Origin of the sequence: Streptomyces sp. NPDC057854, from assembly GCF_042797055.1 — a bacterium.
Lineage (GTDB): Bacteria > Actinomycetota > Actinomycetes > Streptomycetales > Streptomycetaceae > Streptomyces.
Genome location: NZ_JBHVMF010000004.1, coordinates 57,187 through 74,615 on the forward strand (window position 1 = coordinate 57,187; position 17,429 = coordinate 74,615).

The following is a 17,429-nucleotide window of genomic DNA, read 5'->3' on the forward strand; positions in this document are numbered from 1 at the left end:
CCCGGTCATCGCGCGTCGCACTGGCCCGTTTGCGAGCCAGTGGACCAGTTCAGCCGCGTCCGGCCGGAGCGGCCGGGGTACGCCGGAGCAGTGCGGCCAGCGCGGTGTGGCCGCGCCGCTCGGCGTGCTCCAGGGCGGTGGTGCCGTGGGCGTCGGGGAGTCCGGGGTCGGCGCCGGCGGCGAGCAGCAGGGCGACGACCTTCTGGTGGGCGGGGCCGCCGTCGCCGAGGATGACGGCTTGGAGGAGGGCGGTCCAGCCGAGGTCGTCGACGTGGTCGACGGCGACCGGGGTGTCGCGCAGCACGGCGCGGACGTACGGCACGTGGCCGCGTTCGGCGGCGGGGACGAGACTGGTGCCGCCGAAGCGGTCCGTCAGCCGGAAGTCGGGGGCGGGGTCGGCGGCGAGGAGCACCCGCAGCATGGCGACGCTGCCGGTGGCGCCGGTAGCCAGCCAGGGGGTGTCGTGCCGGGCGTCGCGGGCGTTGACGTCGGCTCCGGCGGCGACGAGCGCGCGGGCGGCGTCGACGTGGTCGCCGAGGACGGCGAGGAGCAGCGGGGAACGCAGTTCCGCGTCGCGAGTCTCGGTCCTGGCACCGTCGGCGAGCGCGGCCCGGACGCCGTCGGCGTCGCCCCGGCGGGCGGCGCCGAGGAGCCGGTGGTGGGGTGTGACGGTCACGGCGGTCTCCTCGGGGCCGGGAGTGCAGCGGGGCGCGGAACGCGGGGGCAGCGGGGCGCGTGGGCACTCTGGGCAGCGGGGCCGACGGCGTCCGGGCGGGCGGGCCCGGACGCCGCCGGGGTTCGGGTGTTACTTGGCGAGGGCGTCGACGCCGGCCTGGGCGAACTTCTGGTCGAGGTCGCCGGAGGGGGCGCCGGCCACGCCGATGCCGGCGATGGGCGCGTTCTTCGCGGTGACGGGGGCGCCGCCGCCGAGGAAGAGGGTGCCGGGGATGTCCTTGAGGTTGGGGGCCTGCTCCAGGCGCTTGACCAGCTCGGTGGTCGGGGCGTTCCAGGAGACGGCCGTGTACGCCTTCTTCTCGGCGGACTCGTAGGACTGCGGGCCGGCGCCGTCGCCGCGCAGGGTGACGATCGTGTTGCCGTTGCGGTCGACGACGGCGACCGAGACGCGCTGGTTCTCCTTCTCGGCGGCGTCGAGGGCCGCCTGCGCGGCCTTGGTGGCGGCGTCGATCGTCAGGTGGGTGCTGGTGGTGGTGTTCTTGTTCTTCACGTCGGCCTTGGCGACGGCGGCGGGGGCGGCGGCCGGAGTGGCGGCGTTCGCGGAGACCGCGCCGAAGGTGCCGGCGCCGAGGGCGACGAGGGCCGCACCGCCGGTCAGGACACGGGCACGCTTCGAGATCTGCTTCATGGTCGGGCACTCCTCGGGCTCGGACGGAAGGGGCGGACCGGAGTGACCGGCCCGGACGACCGGGAGGCCGTCTCGCCGTCCCGCTCTGCACTCCATCCTGGGGGCGGTACGGGGCCCGTACGGTCGGCCCCGCGGATGGTCGCCGGACCCCGCCCGGCGGACCGGGGGATCAGCCGATCGGACGACCCCGGGGGCGGGCGGGGTGCGCTAGGCGGGGGTGGGTGCGCCGGCGGAACGTGCCCCTCCGGAAGGGGGCCCGGCCGCTGGGTACAGTCAGGACGTTCCGGCGGATCGGCCCGCCGGGGCGGACCATCAGGCCGGGACCGACCCGGCGGCACGGGAGGCCGGCACGTCATGGCGGTGGACGAACTCGACACCCGCATCCTGCGGCTCCTGATCGAGCAGCCGCGCACCAGCGTGCGGGAGTACGCCCGCGTCCTCGGCGTCGCCCGGGGCACCGTGCAGGCCCGCATCGACCGGCTCGAACGGGACGGGGTGATCACGGCGACGGGTCCGGTCCTCTCCCCCGCCGCCCTCGGGCACCCGGTGCTCGCCTTCGTACACGTGGAGGTCACCCAGGGGCACCTCGACGAGGTCGGCGACGCGCTCGCCGCCGTGCCGGAGATCGTCGAGGCGTTCTCCATCACCGGCGGCGGCGATCTGCTGACCCGGGTGGTGGCCCGGGACGCGGGCCATCTGGAGGACGTCATCCAGCGGCTGATCCAGCTGCCGGGCGTGGTCCGCACCCGCACGGAGATCGCGCTGCGCGAACGGGTCGCGCACCGGATGCTGCCGCTGGTGGAGTCGATCGGCCGCGGCGGAGCGGAACGGCGGGGCGCCGGGGGCCGGTGAGTCCCATGGGGGCCGGGCCGGTGAGTCCCGTGAGGGGCCAGTGAGTCCCGTGGGCGCCGGTGAGTCCCGTGGGGCCGGAGGGCGGGGTCGTAAATGCGGTGCGGGGCAGGTGGCGGCGTGGCAGGGTACGGGGGTTCTGTTCCCGCGTACCGGAGCCGTCCCATGGCGATACCCGCCCGACTCACGCCCCTGCTCGCCGAGTTCGACTTCGCCCGCCAGCGCCTGACGGACCGTCTGACCGGGCCGGTGGTGGACAGCGGCAACGGCACGGACGTGCCGGTCGGCCCGCTGACCGACGCCGAGTACCTGTGGGAGCCGGCGCCGGGCTGCTGGTCGGTGCGCCGGTTCGCCGACGGTCCCGGCCCGGCCGGCGCACTGCTGACCGGTACCGGCGCGTGGGGCCGGGAGAGCGCCCCGTATCCGCATCCCGTGCCGCCGCCGTTCACCACCCTCGCCTGGCGGCTCACGCACCTGAGCGAACTGCTGGAACTGCGGGCCGACCACACCCACGGCACCCGTTCGCTGACCCGCGACGACTACCGGCCGGCCGGCGACGCCGCCACCGCCGTGGCCGACTTCGACCGGGCCGCCGGGGCGTGGCGGGAGGCGCTGCTGTCCGTCGGCGACGCGGAGCTGGACACGGTCGGGCACTGCACCTACCCGCACGGCAGCGACGCGGAGGAACCGTTCCTGGAGATCGTGTGGTGGGTGAACCAGGAACTGCTCCATCACGGCGCCGAGATCGCCCTGCTGCGCGACCTGTACCGGGTCCTGCACCCCTGACCGGCCCGGATGGGCGTTCAGCGTGACGGGCGCGCGCCGGTCCGGCCGTCGGGCGTCGTCCTGGCGAGGACGAGCGCCACGTCGTCCTGGGCCGGGTCCTCCAGGAGCCGGTCCAGGACGCCGTCGCAGAGTGCGTCCAGCGGGCCGTCGGCCCGGCCGAGGGCGAGCCGGAGCTGGCGCATCCCCTCGTCGAGGTCCCGGTCCCGGGCCTCGATCAGTCCGTCCGTGTACAGCACCAGCAGTCCGCCGGGGACCAGTGGCAGCTCCTCGGTGCCGAAGTCGTGGGCTCCGGTGCCGAGCGGCGTGCCGGGCGGCCCCTGGAGGAACGAGACCGTCCCGTCGGGAGAGACCACGGCCGGCGGCAGGTGGCCGGCGCGGGCGATCGTCCAGGTGCCGGTGGCCGGGGAGTGCACCGCGTACAGGCAGGTGGCCATGGTGTCCTCGCCGAGGTCGGCGACGACGGCGTCGAGGGAGCGCAGCATCTCGGTCGGCGGGATGCCGTGGCGCGCCAGGGTCCGCACCGCGGTGCGGAGCTGGCCCATGACGGCGGCGGCGTGGATGCCGTGGCCCATGACGTCGCCGATCACCAGGCCCGTACGCCCGTCGGGCAGCTCGATGACGTCGAACCAGTCGCCGCCGACGTCGTGCGCGCTGGCGGGCAGGTAGCGGCCGGTGAGTTCGAGACCGGTGACAGCGGGCAGGGCGCTGTTGGTGAGGCTGCGCTGGAGGGCGAGCGCGGCGGCCCGCTGGGTGGTGTAGAGGCGGGCGTTGTCGATGTTGAGGGCGGCGCGGGCGACGACCTCGTCGATGAGCACCGCGTCCTGGTCGTCGAAGGGCTCGCGGGTCTTGAGCCGGGTGACGGTGACGGCGCCGAGGACCTGGCCGCGCGCGACGAGCGGGACGGTACGGGCGGAGCCGAAGCGGGTCGACAGGTACGCGCGCAGCGGTTCGGCGGCGCGGCCGGGGAAGAGGACCGGGATGTCGGCGTTGGTGAGGAAGGTGGGCCGGCCGTCGAGGACCAGCCGTTCGTACGCCGACCCCGGCGGCAGCTGGAAGGTCTGGCCGGCGTCGAGGAACGGACTCGGCGGCACCGGTTCGGGGAAGACGGCGGCGATCCGGCGCAGCACGCCCCGGGAGGAGGCGGCCGGGTCGTCGGGCTCCAGGACGGCTTCCAGCATCTGCACATCGGCGGAGTCGCAGAGCTGCGGCACCAGGAAGCGGACGACCTCCTCGCCGGTCTGCCGCAGGTCGAGGGTGGTGCCGATGCGCGCGCCGGCCTCGGAGAGCAGCGCGAAGCGGTGCCGGGCCCGTTCGACCTCCAGGTGCGCCTCCTGGCTCTCGGTGATGTCGACGAGGGAGGCGATGAGCCCGAGCGGGCGTCCGGAGCGCGCGGGGTCGGCGGCGCCGTCGGCACGGGCGAGACGGTCGGTGCGGGTGGGGCCGTCGGTGCGGATGCTGTCGGTGTGCGCCGGGCCGTCGGGGCGGGTGAGGCCGTCGGTGCGCTCCGCGTCGGGGGCGGTGCGGGGGGCCATGGTGCCGGTGGCAGTGGCGCTCGTCTGGCCGAAGCGGGTGCCGCGGTCGACGAGGGGCGCGTAGGAACAGGACCAGATGTGGTCGCGGCCGGGGTCGGCGGGGGTGCGGCCGACCCTGCGGGCGTCGATGACGGGCGTGCGGGTCTCGAGGACCTGCCGCATCAGGGCCTCCAGCGAGGCGGCGTTGACGCCGGGCACCACCTCGGTGAGGCGGCGGCCGACGTGTTCGGCGGCGCTGACGCCGTTCATCCGGGCGAGGGCGTCGTTGACCCGCAGGAAGCGCAGATCGGGGCCGAGCAGGGCGAGCCCTATGGGCGACTGGGTGAAGAGGCTCTCCATCGCGGCGAGGTTCTCGCGCATCCGCAGCACCTCGGAGGTCTCCACGGCGATGAGCATGGCACCGGGCCGGCCGGCGGGGTCGGCGGCGGGCACGATCCACATCTCCATGGGGACCGTGTGCCCGTCGCGGTGGCGGACCGGCAGGGTGCCGACCATGGTCTCGCCGGCCTGGACGCGGCGAGTGAGCCGGTCGGCGAGCTCGCGGTTGGCGTCGGGCACGAGCAGGGGCGTCGCGGGGAGGCCGAGGACGTGTTCGGGACGGTGGCCGAGCAGGTCCTGCGCGGCGAGCGACCACTCGACGATGCGCCCCTCGGCGTCCTCGCGCCAGAGGGCGATCGGCAGCAGTTCCCGGAGCACGCCCGCGTCCCCGACGGCCGCTCGCGGCGGCTGCGGAACCCTGCTCGGTGACGACTGATGAGCGTCCACGCATCGACCTACGCATCGGCCTGGCCCCGGGGGGCAATCCCTACCGAATCACCCTAGCCGAGGTGCCGACGGGGGGCGTGCGCGGCGCATCCGTTCGGCCGCGCACCGCCGGTCCCCCCCGGAGGGGGAAGAACGGGACCGGCGGCGCGCGTGCGGTGGGTCGCCCGTGGCGTGGGTCAGCAGGGGGCTCGGCTCAGAAGGCGAAGACGGCGCCGGTGCGGGCGTTCAGCTCGCAGGTGTTGCCGTACTGGCGGGAGAACGAGACCGGGCGCCCGTGCCACACGCCTTCGGCGCGGACCTCGACGGGGTCGTAGAGGAGGGTGCAGGCCCGGTCGGAGGGGCGCTCGACGCGCCCCTGGCTGGCGTTCAGGTCGGCGCAGGCGGCCTCGGCCCGGGGGTGGTCGCCGCCGGCCGGGTCGCAGTGGAGGGTGACGGTCCGGGCGGCGGGCGCGGCCGGGGCGGTGGCCTCGGGCGACGGTGCTGTGGTGCTGGGGGCGGGGCCGGAGACGGTGAGCCGGACGGTGGTGGTGGCGGGAGCGGCCGGGACGGCGGGGGCGGCGGCCGGGACGGGTACGGAGGCGGGCACGACCGGAGTCGCCGCGGGCGGGGTGGCTTCGGCCGTGGGGGCGGTGAGGAAGAGGGCGGCCAGCAGGGCAGCCGGGAGGTGCGTGTTCATGCCCGGTCAACGAGCCGCGGGGACCGGCGGTCACCGGCGCGCCGGCGACGGCGCGTCCGGGGGCGTGTCTGGGTGCGGGCCTGGGGCGGGTGCGGGCGGGTTCAGGCGGCGCCAAGACCCTGGCGAGGACTCGCCGCGTCCGGGGCGTCCGGGTGGCGTGAAGCCGCCGCGGTGCGCATCGGACGGGCGGGGCGGGCCGGGGTGGCGGAGTGGCTGATTCCGGCAGGCCGTCGTCGGTCGGACGGCGCTCCTGTACGGCCGCCGGGGGTTCCCGGCGACGCACGGATGACCGAATTTCACCCTCCGTCACGCAAACAGGCCATTGGTTGCACAGGGAGTGATATTCGCAGGTCGTGTGCGTCTCGCGCCCTCTCGTACGCCCTGGTGAAGCTGATCTTCCGGAGCGCACTCTGATTCCGGCAACGCGAACGGGAGGGGTGCACGTGGAGCGGGACAGGGGCGGGGACGGCGGCGGCGCCGACGTCTGCGTGGTGGGTGCCGGACCGGTCGGGCTGGCGCTGGCGATCGGGCTGCGCCGGCTCGGCCTCGGGGTCCGGATCGTCGACCGGGCGCCCGAGACGAAGCGGGAGGCCCGGGCGCTGGTGCTGTGGGCGCGGGCGCGGGAGGCGCTGGACGCGCTGGGCGTCGGCGCGGCCCTGGACGCGCACGGGGTGGAGCTGGGCGCGGTGACCGTGTACGCCCGGGGCCGGCCGCTGGGCGAGCTGACCACCGGCTGGGCCCGCTCCGCCTTCGCCCGCCCGCTCAACATCGAGCAGCACGTCATCGAGCGGCTGCTGGCCGAGGAGCTGGCCGGGCTGGGCACGCGCGTCGAGTGGAACGCCGAGGTCACCGACGTGAAGGCGCACGACGACCGGGCCGAGTTCACGCTGCGGCACGGGGACGGCCGGGTCGAGTCGGACGCGGCGGCGTGGATCGTGGGCTGCGAGGGGACCCGCAGCGTGGTGCGGGACCGGCTCGGGATCGCCTTCGAGGGGCGGCGGCGCACCGGCCTCCAGGTCGTGCAGGGCAACGCCGTGCCCAGCTGGCCACTGGCCGAGGAGCCCGGCCGCGGGCACATCTTCCTGGCCCCGCACCGGGCGCTGCTCGTCTTCCCGCTGCCCGACGGCGGCTACCGCTTCTTCTGCTTCCGCGACGACCCCGACCCGGCGCTCGGCGCGCCCCCGACCCTGGACGAGCTGCGGGACCTGGTCGCGGAGACGGCCCGCATGCCCGGTCTGCGGCTCGCGCCGGCGCCGTCCCGCTGGCTGAACCGCGCCCGGTTCAGCGACCGGGTCGCCGCCCGGCTGCGCAGCGGGCGCGGCCTCCTGGCCGGGGACGCGGCGCACGCCTGGGCGCCGGTCGGCGGCCACGGCATGAACGTGGGCGTGCTCGGCGCCCACAACCTCGCCTGGAAGCTGGCGGCGGTGCACCGGGGCGAGGCCGGGGACGCCCTGCTCGACACGTACGACGCGGAGCAGCGGCTGCTGGCGCTGCGGTACATCCGGGAGATGCGGTTCAACTTCATGGAGTTGCCGCTGCCGCCGCTCGGGCACCGGGCCTTCACCGCGACGGTGCCGGCCGCGCTGGCCCGGCCCGGTTTCCAGCGCCGGCTCGATCTGCGGCTGAGCGACCTGCGGCGCCATCATCGCGCCAGTCCGCTGTCGGTGGACGTGCCCGGGCCGGGACGGGCCGGCGGCGTGCGGGCCGGCGACCGGATGCCGGACGCGTCGGTGGTGCCGGCGGAGCCGGGGCCCGGAGCGGGGCGGCCCGGGGAGGCGGTGCGGCTGCACCGGCTGCTCGCCTACGGGACGTGGTCCCTGGTGCTGTGGGAGGCGCGCGCCGACGCCGTCACCCTCGGGGCGCTGCGCGCGGCCCGTGCCGCCGTGCCCGTGCCCGTACGCCTGCTGCCGGTGACGCCCGCCGACCGGAGGGCCGCCGCCGCGCTCGGGGATCCGGCGGAGCTGCGGCTGGTGCGGCCGGACGGGTACGTGGGCCTGGTCGCCCCGCTGGGGCGGGTCGACCGGCTCCGCGCGTACCTGGCGGGGCTCGCCGCGCAGACGAGAACCGCCGTACGGCCCTGAGCGCCCGTCACCCCGGTGCCGGCCGCCCGTCCCCCTCGTCCCCAGCCCCGCGCACGAACCGATCGGGAGTCGGATCCTGATGTCCACCAGCCCTGCCTCCGCCACGCCGTGGCTCCCGGAGCCCCGCCCGCCCGTACCCCCCGTCCCGCCGCCGTACCCCGCCCCTGCCGCTTCCGCGTCCGCCGCGTCGCCCGTCGGGTGGGGCGGGCCGCCGTCCGGGCGCCGCCGTCCGCGTCCCGGGGGCACCGTGACCGTGGTGGGCGCCGGGATCGCCGGGCTCGTCGCCGCGTACGAACTGGAGCGGCTCGGCTTCCGCGTCGAGGTCCTGGAAGGGAGCCCGCGGCTCGGCGGGCGGGTGCACACCCACCGGTTCGGGGCCCAGGAGGGCGCGCCGTTCGTGGAGCTCGGCGCGATGCGGATCCCGACGGCGCACCACCGGACGATGCGGTACGTCGCCCACCTCGGGCTCGCGGACCAGCTGCGCCCGTTCCGGACGCTGCTGTCGGAGGAGAACGCCTTCCTGGCGACCGGCGGCGGGCACGTGCGGCTGCGGGACGCGCCGCGGCACCTGGTGGCCGAGGTGCGGGCGTCGCTGGGGCTCGCCGGGTTCCGGGAGGAGACGGTGGTGTTCGGCGCGTGGCTGGCGGCGGTCGTCGACGCCGTCGCCCCGCCCGCGCTGCGGGACGGACTCCGCGCCGATCTGGGCGGGCGGCTGCTCGGTCTGGTGGACGCGATCGACCTGACGCCCCATCTGCGGGGCGGGGGCAAGGACAGGATCGACGTGCACGGCCTGTTCGCGGCCCATCCGGGGATCCGGGCCGGCTGCGGCAGCCGGCTCGACGGCTTCCTGGACGACATCCTCACCGAGACGAGTCCCGCGCTGGTCCGCCTGGCCTGCGGCATGGACCAGCTCGTGCAGCGGCTCGCCGCCCGGATCCGGGGGCCGATCTGGCTGGGCCAGCGGGCGACCGGCTTCGCGACCGCCGCCGACCACGTCCGCGTCCGGCTCGGCGGCGCCGGGGCGGCCCGGGTCCGCCGCTGCGACTACGTGCTCTGCACCGTGCCGTTCTCGGTGCTGCGGACCCTGCCGCTGGCCGGGTTCGACGCGGACAAGCTCGACGTGGTCCGCGAGGTGGTCTACTGCCCGGCCACCAAGGTCGCCGTGCACTGCCGGGAGCCGTTCTGGGAGCGCGAGGGCATCCGGGGCGGCGCCTCCTTCAGCGGCGGCCGGATCCGGCAGACGTACTACCCGTCCTCCGAGCCGGCGGGCGCCGCCGGCACCGGGGATCCGGCGCTGGGCGCGGCGCTGCTCGCCAGCTACACGATCGGCGAGGACGCCGACGTGCTCGGCGGCATGCCGGCGCCGGAGCGGCACCGGGCGGTCGTCGAGGAGCTGGGCCGGATGCATCCGCAGCTGCTGCGGCGCGGGATGGTGCGCGGGGTCGCCAGTCTGGCCTGGGGCGGCCACCCGTGGACCCGGGGCGGCTGCACCATCCGCTGGGGCGCGGACCCGGCGGACCGGGAGGAGCAGCGGCTGCGGGCGCTGCGCCCGCAGGGGCGGATGTTCTTCGCCGGGGAGCACTGCGCGGCCGAACCGGCGTGGATCGAGGGCGCGGTGGAGTCGGCGCTGACAGCGGTGGAGCTGATCGCCCGGGAGGAGCGGCTGCGGGACGGGCCCGGACGGGACGGGCCGTGGCGGGGTGCGGCGGTGCCGGCCGGGCTGGAGGCGGCATGAGCGTCTTCGACCTGCCCCGGGTGTACTTCGCCGGCACGGCGCTGACCCGGCTGCCGACCGGCCCGCGGTCCGGTCTGGTGGACCTGGCCACCAACACGGCGCTGCGCGGCGACGACGGAGATGCTCCCGCGGTGCCGTTCGGGGTGTCCGGGCCAGCCGCCGACTACCACGCGCACCTGGCGGAGCCGGGGGCGCGCGGCGGGCACTTCTCGGGGAACGGGCACCTGGTGTGGGAGGCGCGGGTCACCGGGGTGGAGCGGACGGCAGGACGGGTGGACCGGTCGGACCCGCTGGTGGGCCGGTCGGTGGACCTGTGGGGCCATCACAACCCGTATCTGGGCACGACGGTGAACCGGGCGCGGGTCTTCGACGTGGATCCGGCGTCGGCGTGGACGACGACGCTGATGGGCGGCCGGTTCGCGTTCGGGCGGGAGGGCAGGTCGCATGACGCCGGCTATGTGTGCCTGGGCGGTCTGAGCGGTTTCATGCCGCCGCGCTGGCAGGGGTTCCGGCCGGTGGCGCGATCGCTCCACCAGTGCGTGGCCGGGGCGGACGACGGGCTCGACTGGCCGTCCGGCGCGGTGGACTCCCCCGCCGTGCGGGCCCTGCGCGCGGCGGTGGCGGAGCGGGACGGCGGGGCGCTGCTCGTGCAGTTCACCCTGGAGGCCCGCGGCGTCGCGCCGGACGCGGGAGGCGGTCCGGGGGACGCGCCGGGCCGGTGGCGGCTCGCCGGGGTGGTGGCGCCGTGGAGCCCCGGGGAGCCGCGCAGTCATCCGGCCGGCCGGCTGCTCGTCCCGTACGGGGCGGACGGCGCCGACCCCGAGGGGCCCGGGCCGTGCGCGGTGCGGGTCGGTCCGGAGACGGTGGTCGTCAACGAGCCGTACGCGCGTGCCGGCGGCGGTGCCGGCGCGGCCCTGGAGGTGCGGACGGCGCGGTCGGGGCTGACGGTGGCGGTGCTGCCGGCCGGGTTCCGGGGCGGGGCGGTGGCGACCGTGCCCGTGGCGTCGGAGGGGGCGGCGCGGCGGGCCGTCGGCGAAGGGCTCGTGGTGGTGCGGCCCGGCTCGGACCGGGTTCTGCTGCGGGAGCGGGAGACGGTGGTGCTCACCGACGAGGCCGCGCTGATCCTCGACCATCCGGACGTGGAGCGGGGCGACGAGCACGCCGTCGAGGTGCCGGTGCGCGGCTTCCTGCGCGGCGAGCCCGCCCCGCACGCGGCGGTGGAGGTCCGCCAGTACCCGAACCCGCGGGCCCTGCCGCTGGATCCGGCGGCGTCGGGACCGCGCGCCCGGACCGGGGACGTCCAGGTGGTACGGCTCCGGGCCGGCCGGGCGGGCGACCGGAAGGAGCCGGAGGCGGAGACGGCCGGGGACCGGTGCCGCGTCGTCACGGACGCGGAGGGGCACGGCCGGTTCACGGTCGCGGGAGCGCGGGCGGGCACCGCCCGGCTGCTGTTCGCTACCGGCCCCGAGGACGTGCCGCCCGTCGACCCGGCGGCGCCCGGTTCGGCGGCCGGCTGCTACGACGACGGCGACGAGCTGGGGTTCTGGGCGTGGGCGGGGACGGCCGCCGTGCGGGTGCTGCCCGACGACTGGCACCTCGACGCCGTCCTGCCGTCCGAGGTCGGCTTCGAGCTGCTGCACCGCGAGGTGTTCGCGTACTACGAGCAGTTGTTCCCGTTCATGCGGGACGAGGTGTTCAGCCTGGCGGACCGCTGCAAGGTGGAGACGTACGCCCGGCTCGTCTGGCAGATGTGCGATCCGGCGAACAAGGACCGCACCTACTACATGCCGCCGACCAGGGACCTGACGCTGCCGAAGGCGCGGCTGCTGCTGCTCCACCTGCGGGCCCTGGGCACGGCCGGTGCGCGGCCGCAGACTCCGGCGGCTCCGGCGCCGCGCCGTGCGGCCGGGCCGCGGATCACCACCCGGGCCCAGTTGCGCGCCGCGCTGTGGCAGGCGGTCACGGTGGAGCTGGCGACCTCGCTCCAGTACCTGTACGCGGCGTGGACCGTCCCGACGCACGGCACCGGGTTCTCCTATGTCCGCAGCGGGGTGTGGACGCCCCGGCAGCTCCGGCTGGCCTGCGGCGACGGCGGGGAGACCCTGGCGAAGGGGATCCGGGACGGCCTGCTGGACGTGGCCCGCGAGGAGATGGTCCACTTCCTGGTCGTCAACAACGTGCTGACGGCGATGGGCGAGCCGTTCCACGTGCCGGCGCTCGACTTCGGGACGCCGGGACGGCTGCCGCTGTCGCTGGACTTCGCCCTGGAGCCGCTGCACCTCGGCAGCCTCCAGCGGTTCATCGCCATCGAGCGGCCGGAACGGCTCGCGGGAGGCGCGGACCCCGGCGGGAGTCCCGGCGGGGCCGGGGCCCGCGCGGGCGCGCCGTTCGGTTCGCCGAGCGAGCTGTACGCGGCGATCCGGGACGGGCTGACCCGGGTGCCCGACCTGTTCCTCGTGGAGCGCGGGCGGGGCGGCGGCGAGCACCACCTCTTCCTGGGCGCGGCCGTCGACTCGGTCCACCCGGACTACCAGCTGGAGGTGGACGACCTGTCGAGCGCGCTGTTCGCGATCGACTTCGTCACCGAGCAGGGCGAGGGCGGGGTGCTCGACGCGCCGGGCGACGGCGGGCCCTCGCACCACGAGACCTTCACGCGGCTCGCCGAACTCCTCATGACCGAACGGACCGACGGGCCGCGCGGGCAGGGACCGCCGTGGGAGCCCGCCCACCCGGCGCTGCGGAACCCGACGGCGGACCCCGCCCATCCCGGCCGGGCGGCCGTCCTCGACGCGCACGCCCTCCAGGTGCTGCGGCTCTTCAACCGCAGCTACTTCCTGATGCTCCAGCTGATGGTCCAGCACTTCGGCGAGAGCCCGGACGCGAGCCTGCGCCGCTCGCGGCTGATGAACGCGTCGATCGACGTGATGACCGGGATGATGCGGCCGCTCGCGGAACTCCTCGTCACCCTCGACTCGGGGTGGCGGGGGCGGACGGCGGGCCCCTCGTTCGAGCTGGAGGAGCCTCCGGTGCACATCGCCCGGCCCGACGTGGCCCGGCGCGGCTTCGCCATGCGGTTCCGGCACCTGGCGGCGATGGCCCGGGAGTGCCCGGGCGTCCCCGGCCGGGTGCCGGAGCTGATGGCCTGGTACGCGGAGTACTTCGCCGCGGAGGGGAGGCGATGAGCCGATGACGGCGGTGACGGGAGGCGCGGTCCGCGCGGCGGCGGGCGGGCCCGAGGAGGAGACGGACGTCCTCGTCGTGGGCGGCGGGCCGGTGGGACTCGCGCTGGGTCTCGACCTGGCCCGGCGCGGGTCCGGTTCCTGCTGGTCGAGGCCGGCGACGGGCGGATCGCCCACCCCAAGGTGTCCACGGTGGGGCCGAGGGCGATGGAGCTGTTCCGCCGCTGGGGCGTGGCGGACGCGATCCGGGACGCGGGCTGGCCGCCCGGGCACACCCTGGACGTCGCGTGGGTGACGGCGGTCGGCGGGCACGAGCTGCACCGGCTGCGGTACGGCACCACCGCGGGCCGGCCGCTGCCCGCGCACACCCCGGAGCCGGAGGCGATCTGCCCCCAGCACTGGCTCGTCCCGCTGCTGACCCGGCGGCTCGGCGTGCGGCCGGACGGCCCGGTGCGGCTCGGCACCCGGCTGACCGGCTTCACCTCCGCGCCCGACGGGGTGCGGGCCTCGCTGAGCGACGCGGCGGGGGTACGGACGGTGGTGCGGGCCCGGTATCTGGTGGGCTGCGACGGGGCGGCCTCCCCGGTGCGAAAGGCGTGCGGGATCGAGGTGCCGGAGCGGCACGCCACCCGCACCCTGCGGAACGTCCTCTTCCGGGCGCCGGGGCTCGCCGCCCGCCTCGGCGGCCGGGCGGCGCTGGTCCACTTCGTCACCGAGCCGGGCGGGCTGCGCTATCCGCTGCGCGCCATGGACGGCACCGATCTGTACCGGCTGACCTGCCCGCCGGGCCCGGCCGACGCGCTGCGGACGGTCCGGCGGGCGCTCGCCGTGGACGTGCCGGTGCGGATCCTGGCGGACACGGAGTGGCACCTCACCCACCGGGTCGCCGACCGCTACCGGGACGGGCGGGTGCTGCTGGCCGGCGACGCCGCCCACACCCTCTCGCCGTCGGGCGGCTTCGGCCTGGCCACCGGGATCGGCGACGCGGCCGACCTCGGCTGGAAGCTCGCGGCGGAACTGGCCGGCTGGGCGGGTCCCGGCCTGCTCGACAGCTACGCGACCGAGCGCCGCCCGGTCGCGGTCGCCGGCCTGGAGGAGAGCCACCGCAACCTCCGCCGCACCCTCGACCGGAGCCTCGCGCCGGCGCTCCTGGAGGACTCGCCGCGCGGCGCGGCGGCCCGTGCCGCCCTCGGGCGGCAGATCGCCGCCTCGGACCCGGGGCGGGAGTTCGACGCCCCCGACGCCCACTTCGCCCACCGGTACCGGTCGCCGGTGATCGCGGGCGGCCCGGACACCGGAGCGCCCCGCGCGTCCGGCGGTGCGCCGGTCGGCGCTTCCGGTAGCGCGGGCGGTGACGGCGAGCCGGCGTGGCAGCGGGCGGCCGTGCCCGGCGGGCGGGCCCCGCACGTGTGGCTGGCGCCCGGGCGGTCCACGCTGGACCTCTTCGGCCCCGGGTTCGTGCTGCTGCGGCTCGGTCCCGGCAGTCCCGAGGGACTGGTGCGGGCCTTCGCCGACCGGCGGATGCCGCTGCGGGTGTGGGAGCCGCCGCCCGGCGGGGCGGTGGCGCGGCGGTACGGGCACCCGTACGTGCTGGTGCGCCCGGACGGGCACGTCGCCTGGTGCGGAGACCGTCCGCCCGGTGACCCGGGCGGCCTCGCCGACCTGGTGCGCGGACCGCGGAAGGGAGGCGGAGCGTGACGGGCGCGGAGGAACTGCCGCCGTTCGACCCGGGGCGGCTGGACCTGGCCGATCCGTACCCGGTCTACCGGCGCTACCGGGAGCGGGACCCGGTCCACGCGGTCCGGCCGTCCGGCGGCGCGGGCGGCGCCGGGGCGGGCTTCACCACGTGGTACCTCTTCCGGTACGCGGAGGCGGCGCGGGTGCTGGCGGAGCGGGCCTATCGGCGGCGGTCGCCGCTGGACGGGCGGGCGGCGCCGATACCGGAGGGGTACGAGACGCTGCGGCGGGTCGTTGAGAACTGGCTGGTCTTCCTCGATCCGCCGCTGCACACCAGGCTGCGGGCCCGGGTGGGGCCGCCGCTCGGGACCGGTGCGGTGGCGGGGCTGCGGCCGGCCGTGCGGTCGATCGCGGAGGAGCTGGCCCGGCCGCTCGCCGCGCGGTCCGCCGTCGAGCTGGTGCGTGAGTTCGCGGCGCCGTTCCCGCTGCTCGTCATCGCGCGGGTGCTCGGGGTGGAGCCGGGGCTGTGGCCGTGGTTCCGGGAGCGGGCGCTGGCGCTCCAGGAGGCGGGCGGCACGCGGGGCGACCGCTCGCCGGCGGGGCTCGCCCGCGCCGACGTCGCGGCCGACGAACTGGAGCGGTACTTCACGGCGGAGCTGCGGGCCCGGCAGGCCGCGCGCGGGGCGCCGTACGACCTGATGGGAGCGCTCGCGTCGGCCGGCCGCGACGAACCGGCTCTCACGCCGGGCGTCCTCGCGGCGACCTGCGTCCATCTGATGACCGCCGGGCACGAGACGACGACCGGGCTCCTCGGGAAGGCGGTCCTCGCGCTCCTCGCGCGGCCCGGGACGGCCGCCGACCTCCGGGCCGAACCGGGCCTCCTGCCGGGCGCGGTGGACGAGTTCCTGCGCTTCGACCCGCCGGTGCAGATGGTGACCCGCTGGGCCTGGCGGGACAGCGAGCTCGCCGGACGGCCGGTCCGGCGCGGCGACCGGATGGTGGCGGTTCTCGGCTCCGCCCACCGGGACCCGGCCCGGTTCGCCGACCCGGACGTCCTGGACGTCCGGCGGGCCGGCGGCCGGCACTGCGCCTTCGGACTCGGCGCCCACTACTGCGCGGGCGCGGCGCTCGCCCGGCTGGAGGCCGAGACCGGGCTCGCGGTGCTGCTGGACCGGCTGCCGCTGCTCCGGCCGGAGGCCCGCCCGCGCGTGGAGGTGAAGTACGCCCCCGACTGGGTGTTCCACGGCCCGTCCCGGCTGCTGCTCCGCGCCCGGGACGCGCGGGCCGCGTGAGCGGGGACCGGGGCGCGCCCGGCACGGATCCGTGGGCCGGGAACGATCTCCACCCCTCCCGCGTTATACCCCCCACGGGTATCACGAGGAGGACGCATGACCACGACCAGCACGCCCACCCGCCGCCTGCCGGCGCTCACCCCCGACCAGGCCCAGGGCCGGGCCCGCGAACTGCTCGCGGACATCGTCGAACGGCACGGCTCGGCCGGCGAGATGGTGTCCACGATGGCCAACTCCCCGGCTGTCATCGAGGGTTACCTGAACCTGTCGCGCGCCATGAAGCGGGTGAAGATCCCACGCGCGCTGAGCGAGAAGCTGTCGCTCGCGGTCCAGGAGTGGATCGGCTGCGGCACCTGCCGCGAGGCGCACGAGGCCGCGGGCCGGGCGGCCGGGCTGAGCGACACGGACATCGCCCTGGCCCGGCAGGGCACCTCCGTCGATCCCCGCGAGGCCGCGCTCATCGGCCTCGCCCTGAAGGTGCTCGCCGAACCGAGCGCGCTCGGCGGCGCCGACGTCGCCGAGGTACGGGCGCATGGCTGGAGCGACCGGGTCATCACCGAGGTCGTCGGCGTCGTCAGCCTCAACCTGCTCACCGGCGCCTTCAACCTCCTCGCCGGCATCCAGCCGGCCACCGCCGAGGAGAAGACGGCGGCCGAAGGCTAGGCCGTTCGTTCCGGATCGTCTTGCCGACCGGATGAGGACGGTCGCGAGGGGAGCGCGGCGAGGTACACGGTGGCGGTCTTGTCGTAGCGGGTGGCCAGGCCGGGCCACTGCTTGAGCCTGGCCTGCCCTTCGGACCTAACCCCCCGACACCGTCGCGGCGTTGTTGACCGCGAAGACCTGGTTGCCCGCCGCGCAGGGGTGGTCGGCGTACACGCCGGACGTGCCGCCGCCCAGGGTGATCTTCTCGCCTTCCTTGGCGAAGACCTTGCCGTCCGGCTCGTGCACGACGGCCTTGCCGTTCTCGATCCGGACGGTCCAGCCGTACCCCCAGCTGAGGGGGACGACGCGTCCGTCCAGCGACGACTTCGCCGCCACGCAGTTCTTGTCGGAGACCACCAGGGCTCCCGGCAGGGCCGCCAGGAGCGCGGCCGTGGGGTCGTTCTTCGCCCGCAGGATCATCCGGGGTGGCGTCGCGGGGCTCTCGGCCGCGCCCGTGGTCGTCGCGGGAGCGGGGGTGGCAGTGGAGGTCGCCCGCGAGGTCGGGGTGGTCGGTGGAGGGCCATCGCCGGGGGAGCCGCAGCCCGCGACTCCCGCCAGCAGGAGCACTCCCGCAGCGGCGGTCGCCGCTCCGCGAGCTGTCGTACGCGCTCTGGTGCCGACCTGGTCCGTCATCGCATACCGTCCGTTCGCCGGGCGCACACCTCGAGTGCGCTCCCGAATGGGACGGCCGTGGGGGCGCCCGCGGGGGCGGGGGGCGCCCCCCCCGGGGGGGGTAGACAGCCGCGGCGGCCCCCCCCGCGGGGAGGGAACGGGCGGGGGGGCGCCCGGGCC

At 76.7% G+C, this 17,429-nt stretch carries 13 protein-coding genes and 1 pseudogene; 9 read left to right on the forward strand and 5 right to left on the reverse strand.

Going from position 1 to position 17,429, the window contains the following annotated elements:
- Positions 1 to 49: 49 nt before the first annotated feature.
- On the reverse strand, positions 50 to 676 hold the full coding sequence (locus ACFVQZ_RS08250) for an ankyrin repeat domain-containing protein (RefSeq protein ID WP_383620527.1): 627 nt from the start codon (positions 674 to 676) through the stop codon (positions 50 to 52).
- Between the two features lie 129 nt (positions 677 to 805).
- Entirely contained in the window at positions 806 to 1,363 is a 558-nt protein-coding gene (locus tag ACFVQZ_RS08255; protein ID WP_383620529.1) for a heme-binding protein, read from the reverse strand.
- A gap of 354 nt (positions 1,364 to 1,717) precedes the next feature.
- Here ACFVQZ_RS08255 and ACFVQZ_RS08260 point away from each other — a divergent pair, with 354 nt between their 5' ends.
- Together ACFVQZ_RS08260 and ACFVQZ_RS08265 are read left to right on the forward strand one after the other, a co-directional pair.
- Positions 1,718 to 2,215, forward strand: a complete 498-nt coding sequence (locus ACFVQZ_RS08260; RefSeq protein WP_030492162.1) for an Lrp/AsnC family transcriptional regulator — start codon at positions 1,718 to 1,720, stop codon at positions 2,213 to 2,215.
- Between the two features lie 162 nt (positions 2,216 to 2,377).
- A complete protein-coding gene (locus tag ACFVQZ_RS08265; RefSeq protein WP_030492163.1) occupies positions 2,378 to 2,998 on the forward strand; it encodes a DinB family protein in 621 nt (206 codons plus the stop codon).
- Positions 2,999 to 3,015: 17 nt separating this feature from the next.
- On the opposite strand, the gene ACFVQZ_RS08270 is transcribed toward ACFVQZ_RS08265, so the two are convergent.
- Together ACFVQZ_RS08270 and ACFVQZ_RS08275 are read right to left on the reverse strand one after the other, a co-directional pair.
- On the reverse strand, positions 3,016 to 5,295 hold the full coding sequence (locus ACFVQZ_RS08270) for a SpoIIE family protein phosphatase (protein ID WP_383620531.1): 2,280 nt from the start codon (positions 5,293 to 5,295) through the stop codon (positions 3,016 to 3,018).
- A 193-nt stretch (positions 5,296 to 5,488) separates the two neighbouring features.
- Positions 5,489 to 5,971, reverse strand: a complete 483-nt coding sequence (locus tag ACFVQZ_RS08275) for an SSI family serine proteinase inhibitor (RefSeq protein WP_383620534.1) — start codon at positions 5,969 to 5,971, stop codon at positions 5,489 to 5,491.
- A gap of 443 nt (positions 5,972 to 6,414) precedes the next feature.
- Between ACFVQZ_RS08275 and ACFVQZ_RS08280 the strand changes: the two genes are divergently transcribed.
- The 7 genes and pseudogenes from ACFVQZ_RS08280 (at position 6,415) to ACFVQZ_RS08310 (ending at position 16,598) form a co-directional block, all read left to right on the forward strand.
- Entirely contained in the window at positions 6,415 to 8,052 is a 1,638-nt protein-coding gene (locus tag ACFVQZ_RS08280; RefSeq protein WP_383620536.1) for an FAD-dependent monooxygenase, read from the forward strand.
- Between the two features lie 256 nt (positions 8,053 to 8,308).
- The gene (locus tag ACFVQZ_RS08285) at positions 8,309 to 9,787 is read left to right on the forward strand and encodes a flavin monoamine oxidase family protein (RefSeq protein WP_383620537.1); all 1,479 of its coding nucleotides are present in this window, start codon (positions 8,309 to 8,311) and stop codon (positions 9,785 to 9,787) included.
- On the forward strand, positions 9,784 to 12,969 hold the full coding sequence (locus ACFVQZ_RS08290) for a ferritin-like domain-containing protein (RefSeq protein WP_383620539.1): 3,186 nt from the start codon (positions 9,784 to 9,786) through the stop codon (positions 12,967 to 12,969). The genes ACFVQZ_RS08285 and ACFVQZ_RS08290 overlap by 4 nt, the downstream gene beginning before the upstream one ends.
- A 4-nt stretch (positions 12,970 to 12,973) precedes the next feature.
- A pseudogene (locus ACFVQZ_RS08295) lies at positions 12,974 to 13,995 on the forward strand (FAD-dependent monooxygenase); the annotation flags it as partial.
- A gap of 378 nt (positions 13,996 to 14,373) precedes the next feature.
- Positions 14,374 to 14,664 (forward strand): hypothetical protein, encoded by a 291-nt coding sequence (locus ACFVQZ_RS08300; RefSeq protein ID WP_383620795.1) that lies wholly within the window; start codon positions 14,374 to 14,376, stop codon positions 14,662 to 14,664.
- Positions 14,661 to 15,935: a cytochrome P450 gene (locus ACFVQZ_RS08305; protein WP_383620541.1), complete on the forward strand. Its 1,275-nt coding sequence runs from the start codon at positions 14,661 to 14,663 to the stop codon at positions 15,933 to 15,935. The genes ACFVQZ_RS08300 and ACFVQZ_RS08305 overlap by 4 nt, the downstream gene beginning before the upstream one ends.
- A 96-nt stretch (positions 15,936 to 16,031) precedes the next feature.
- Positions 16,032 to 16,598, forward strand: a complete 567-nt coding sequence (locus tag ACFVQZ_RS08310; protein ID WP_383620543.1) for a carboxymuconolactone decarboxylase family protein — start codon at positions 16,032 to 16,034, stop codon at positions 16,596 to 16,598.
- 135 nt (positions 16,599 to 16,733) lie between these two features.
- On the opposite strand, the gene ACFVQZ_RS08315 is transcribed toward ACFVQZ_RS08310, so the two are convergent.
- Positions 16,734 to 17,057, reverse strand: coding sequence for a hypothetical protein (locus ACFVQZ_RS08315; protein ID WP_383620545.1), 324 nt, complete (start codon positions 17,055 to 17,057; stop codon positions 16,734 to 16,736).
- Between the last annotated feature and the right edge of the window lie 372 nt (positions 17,058 to 17,429).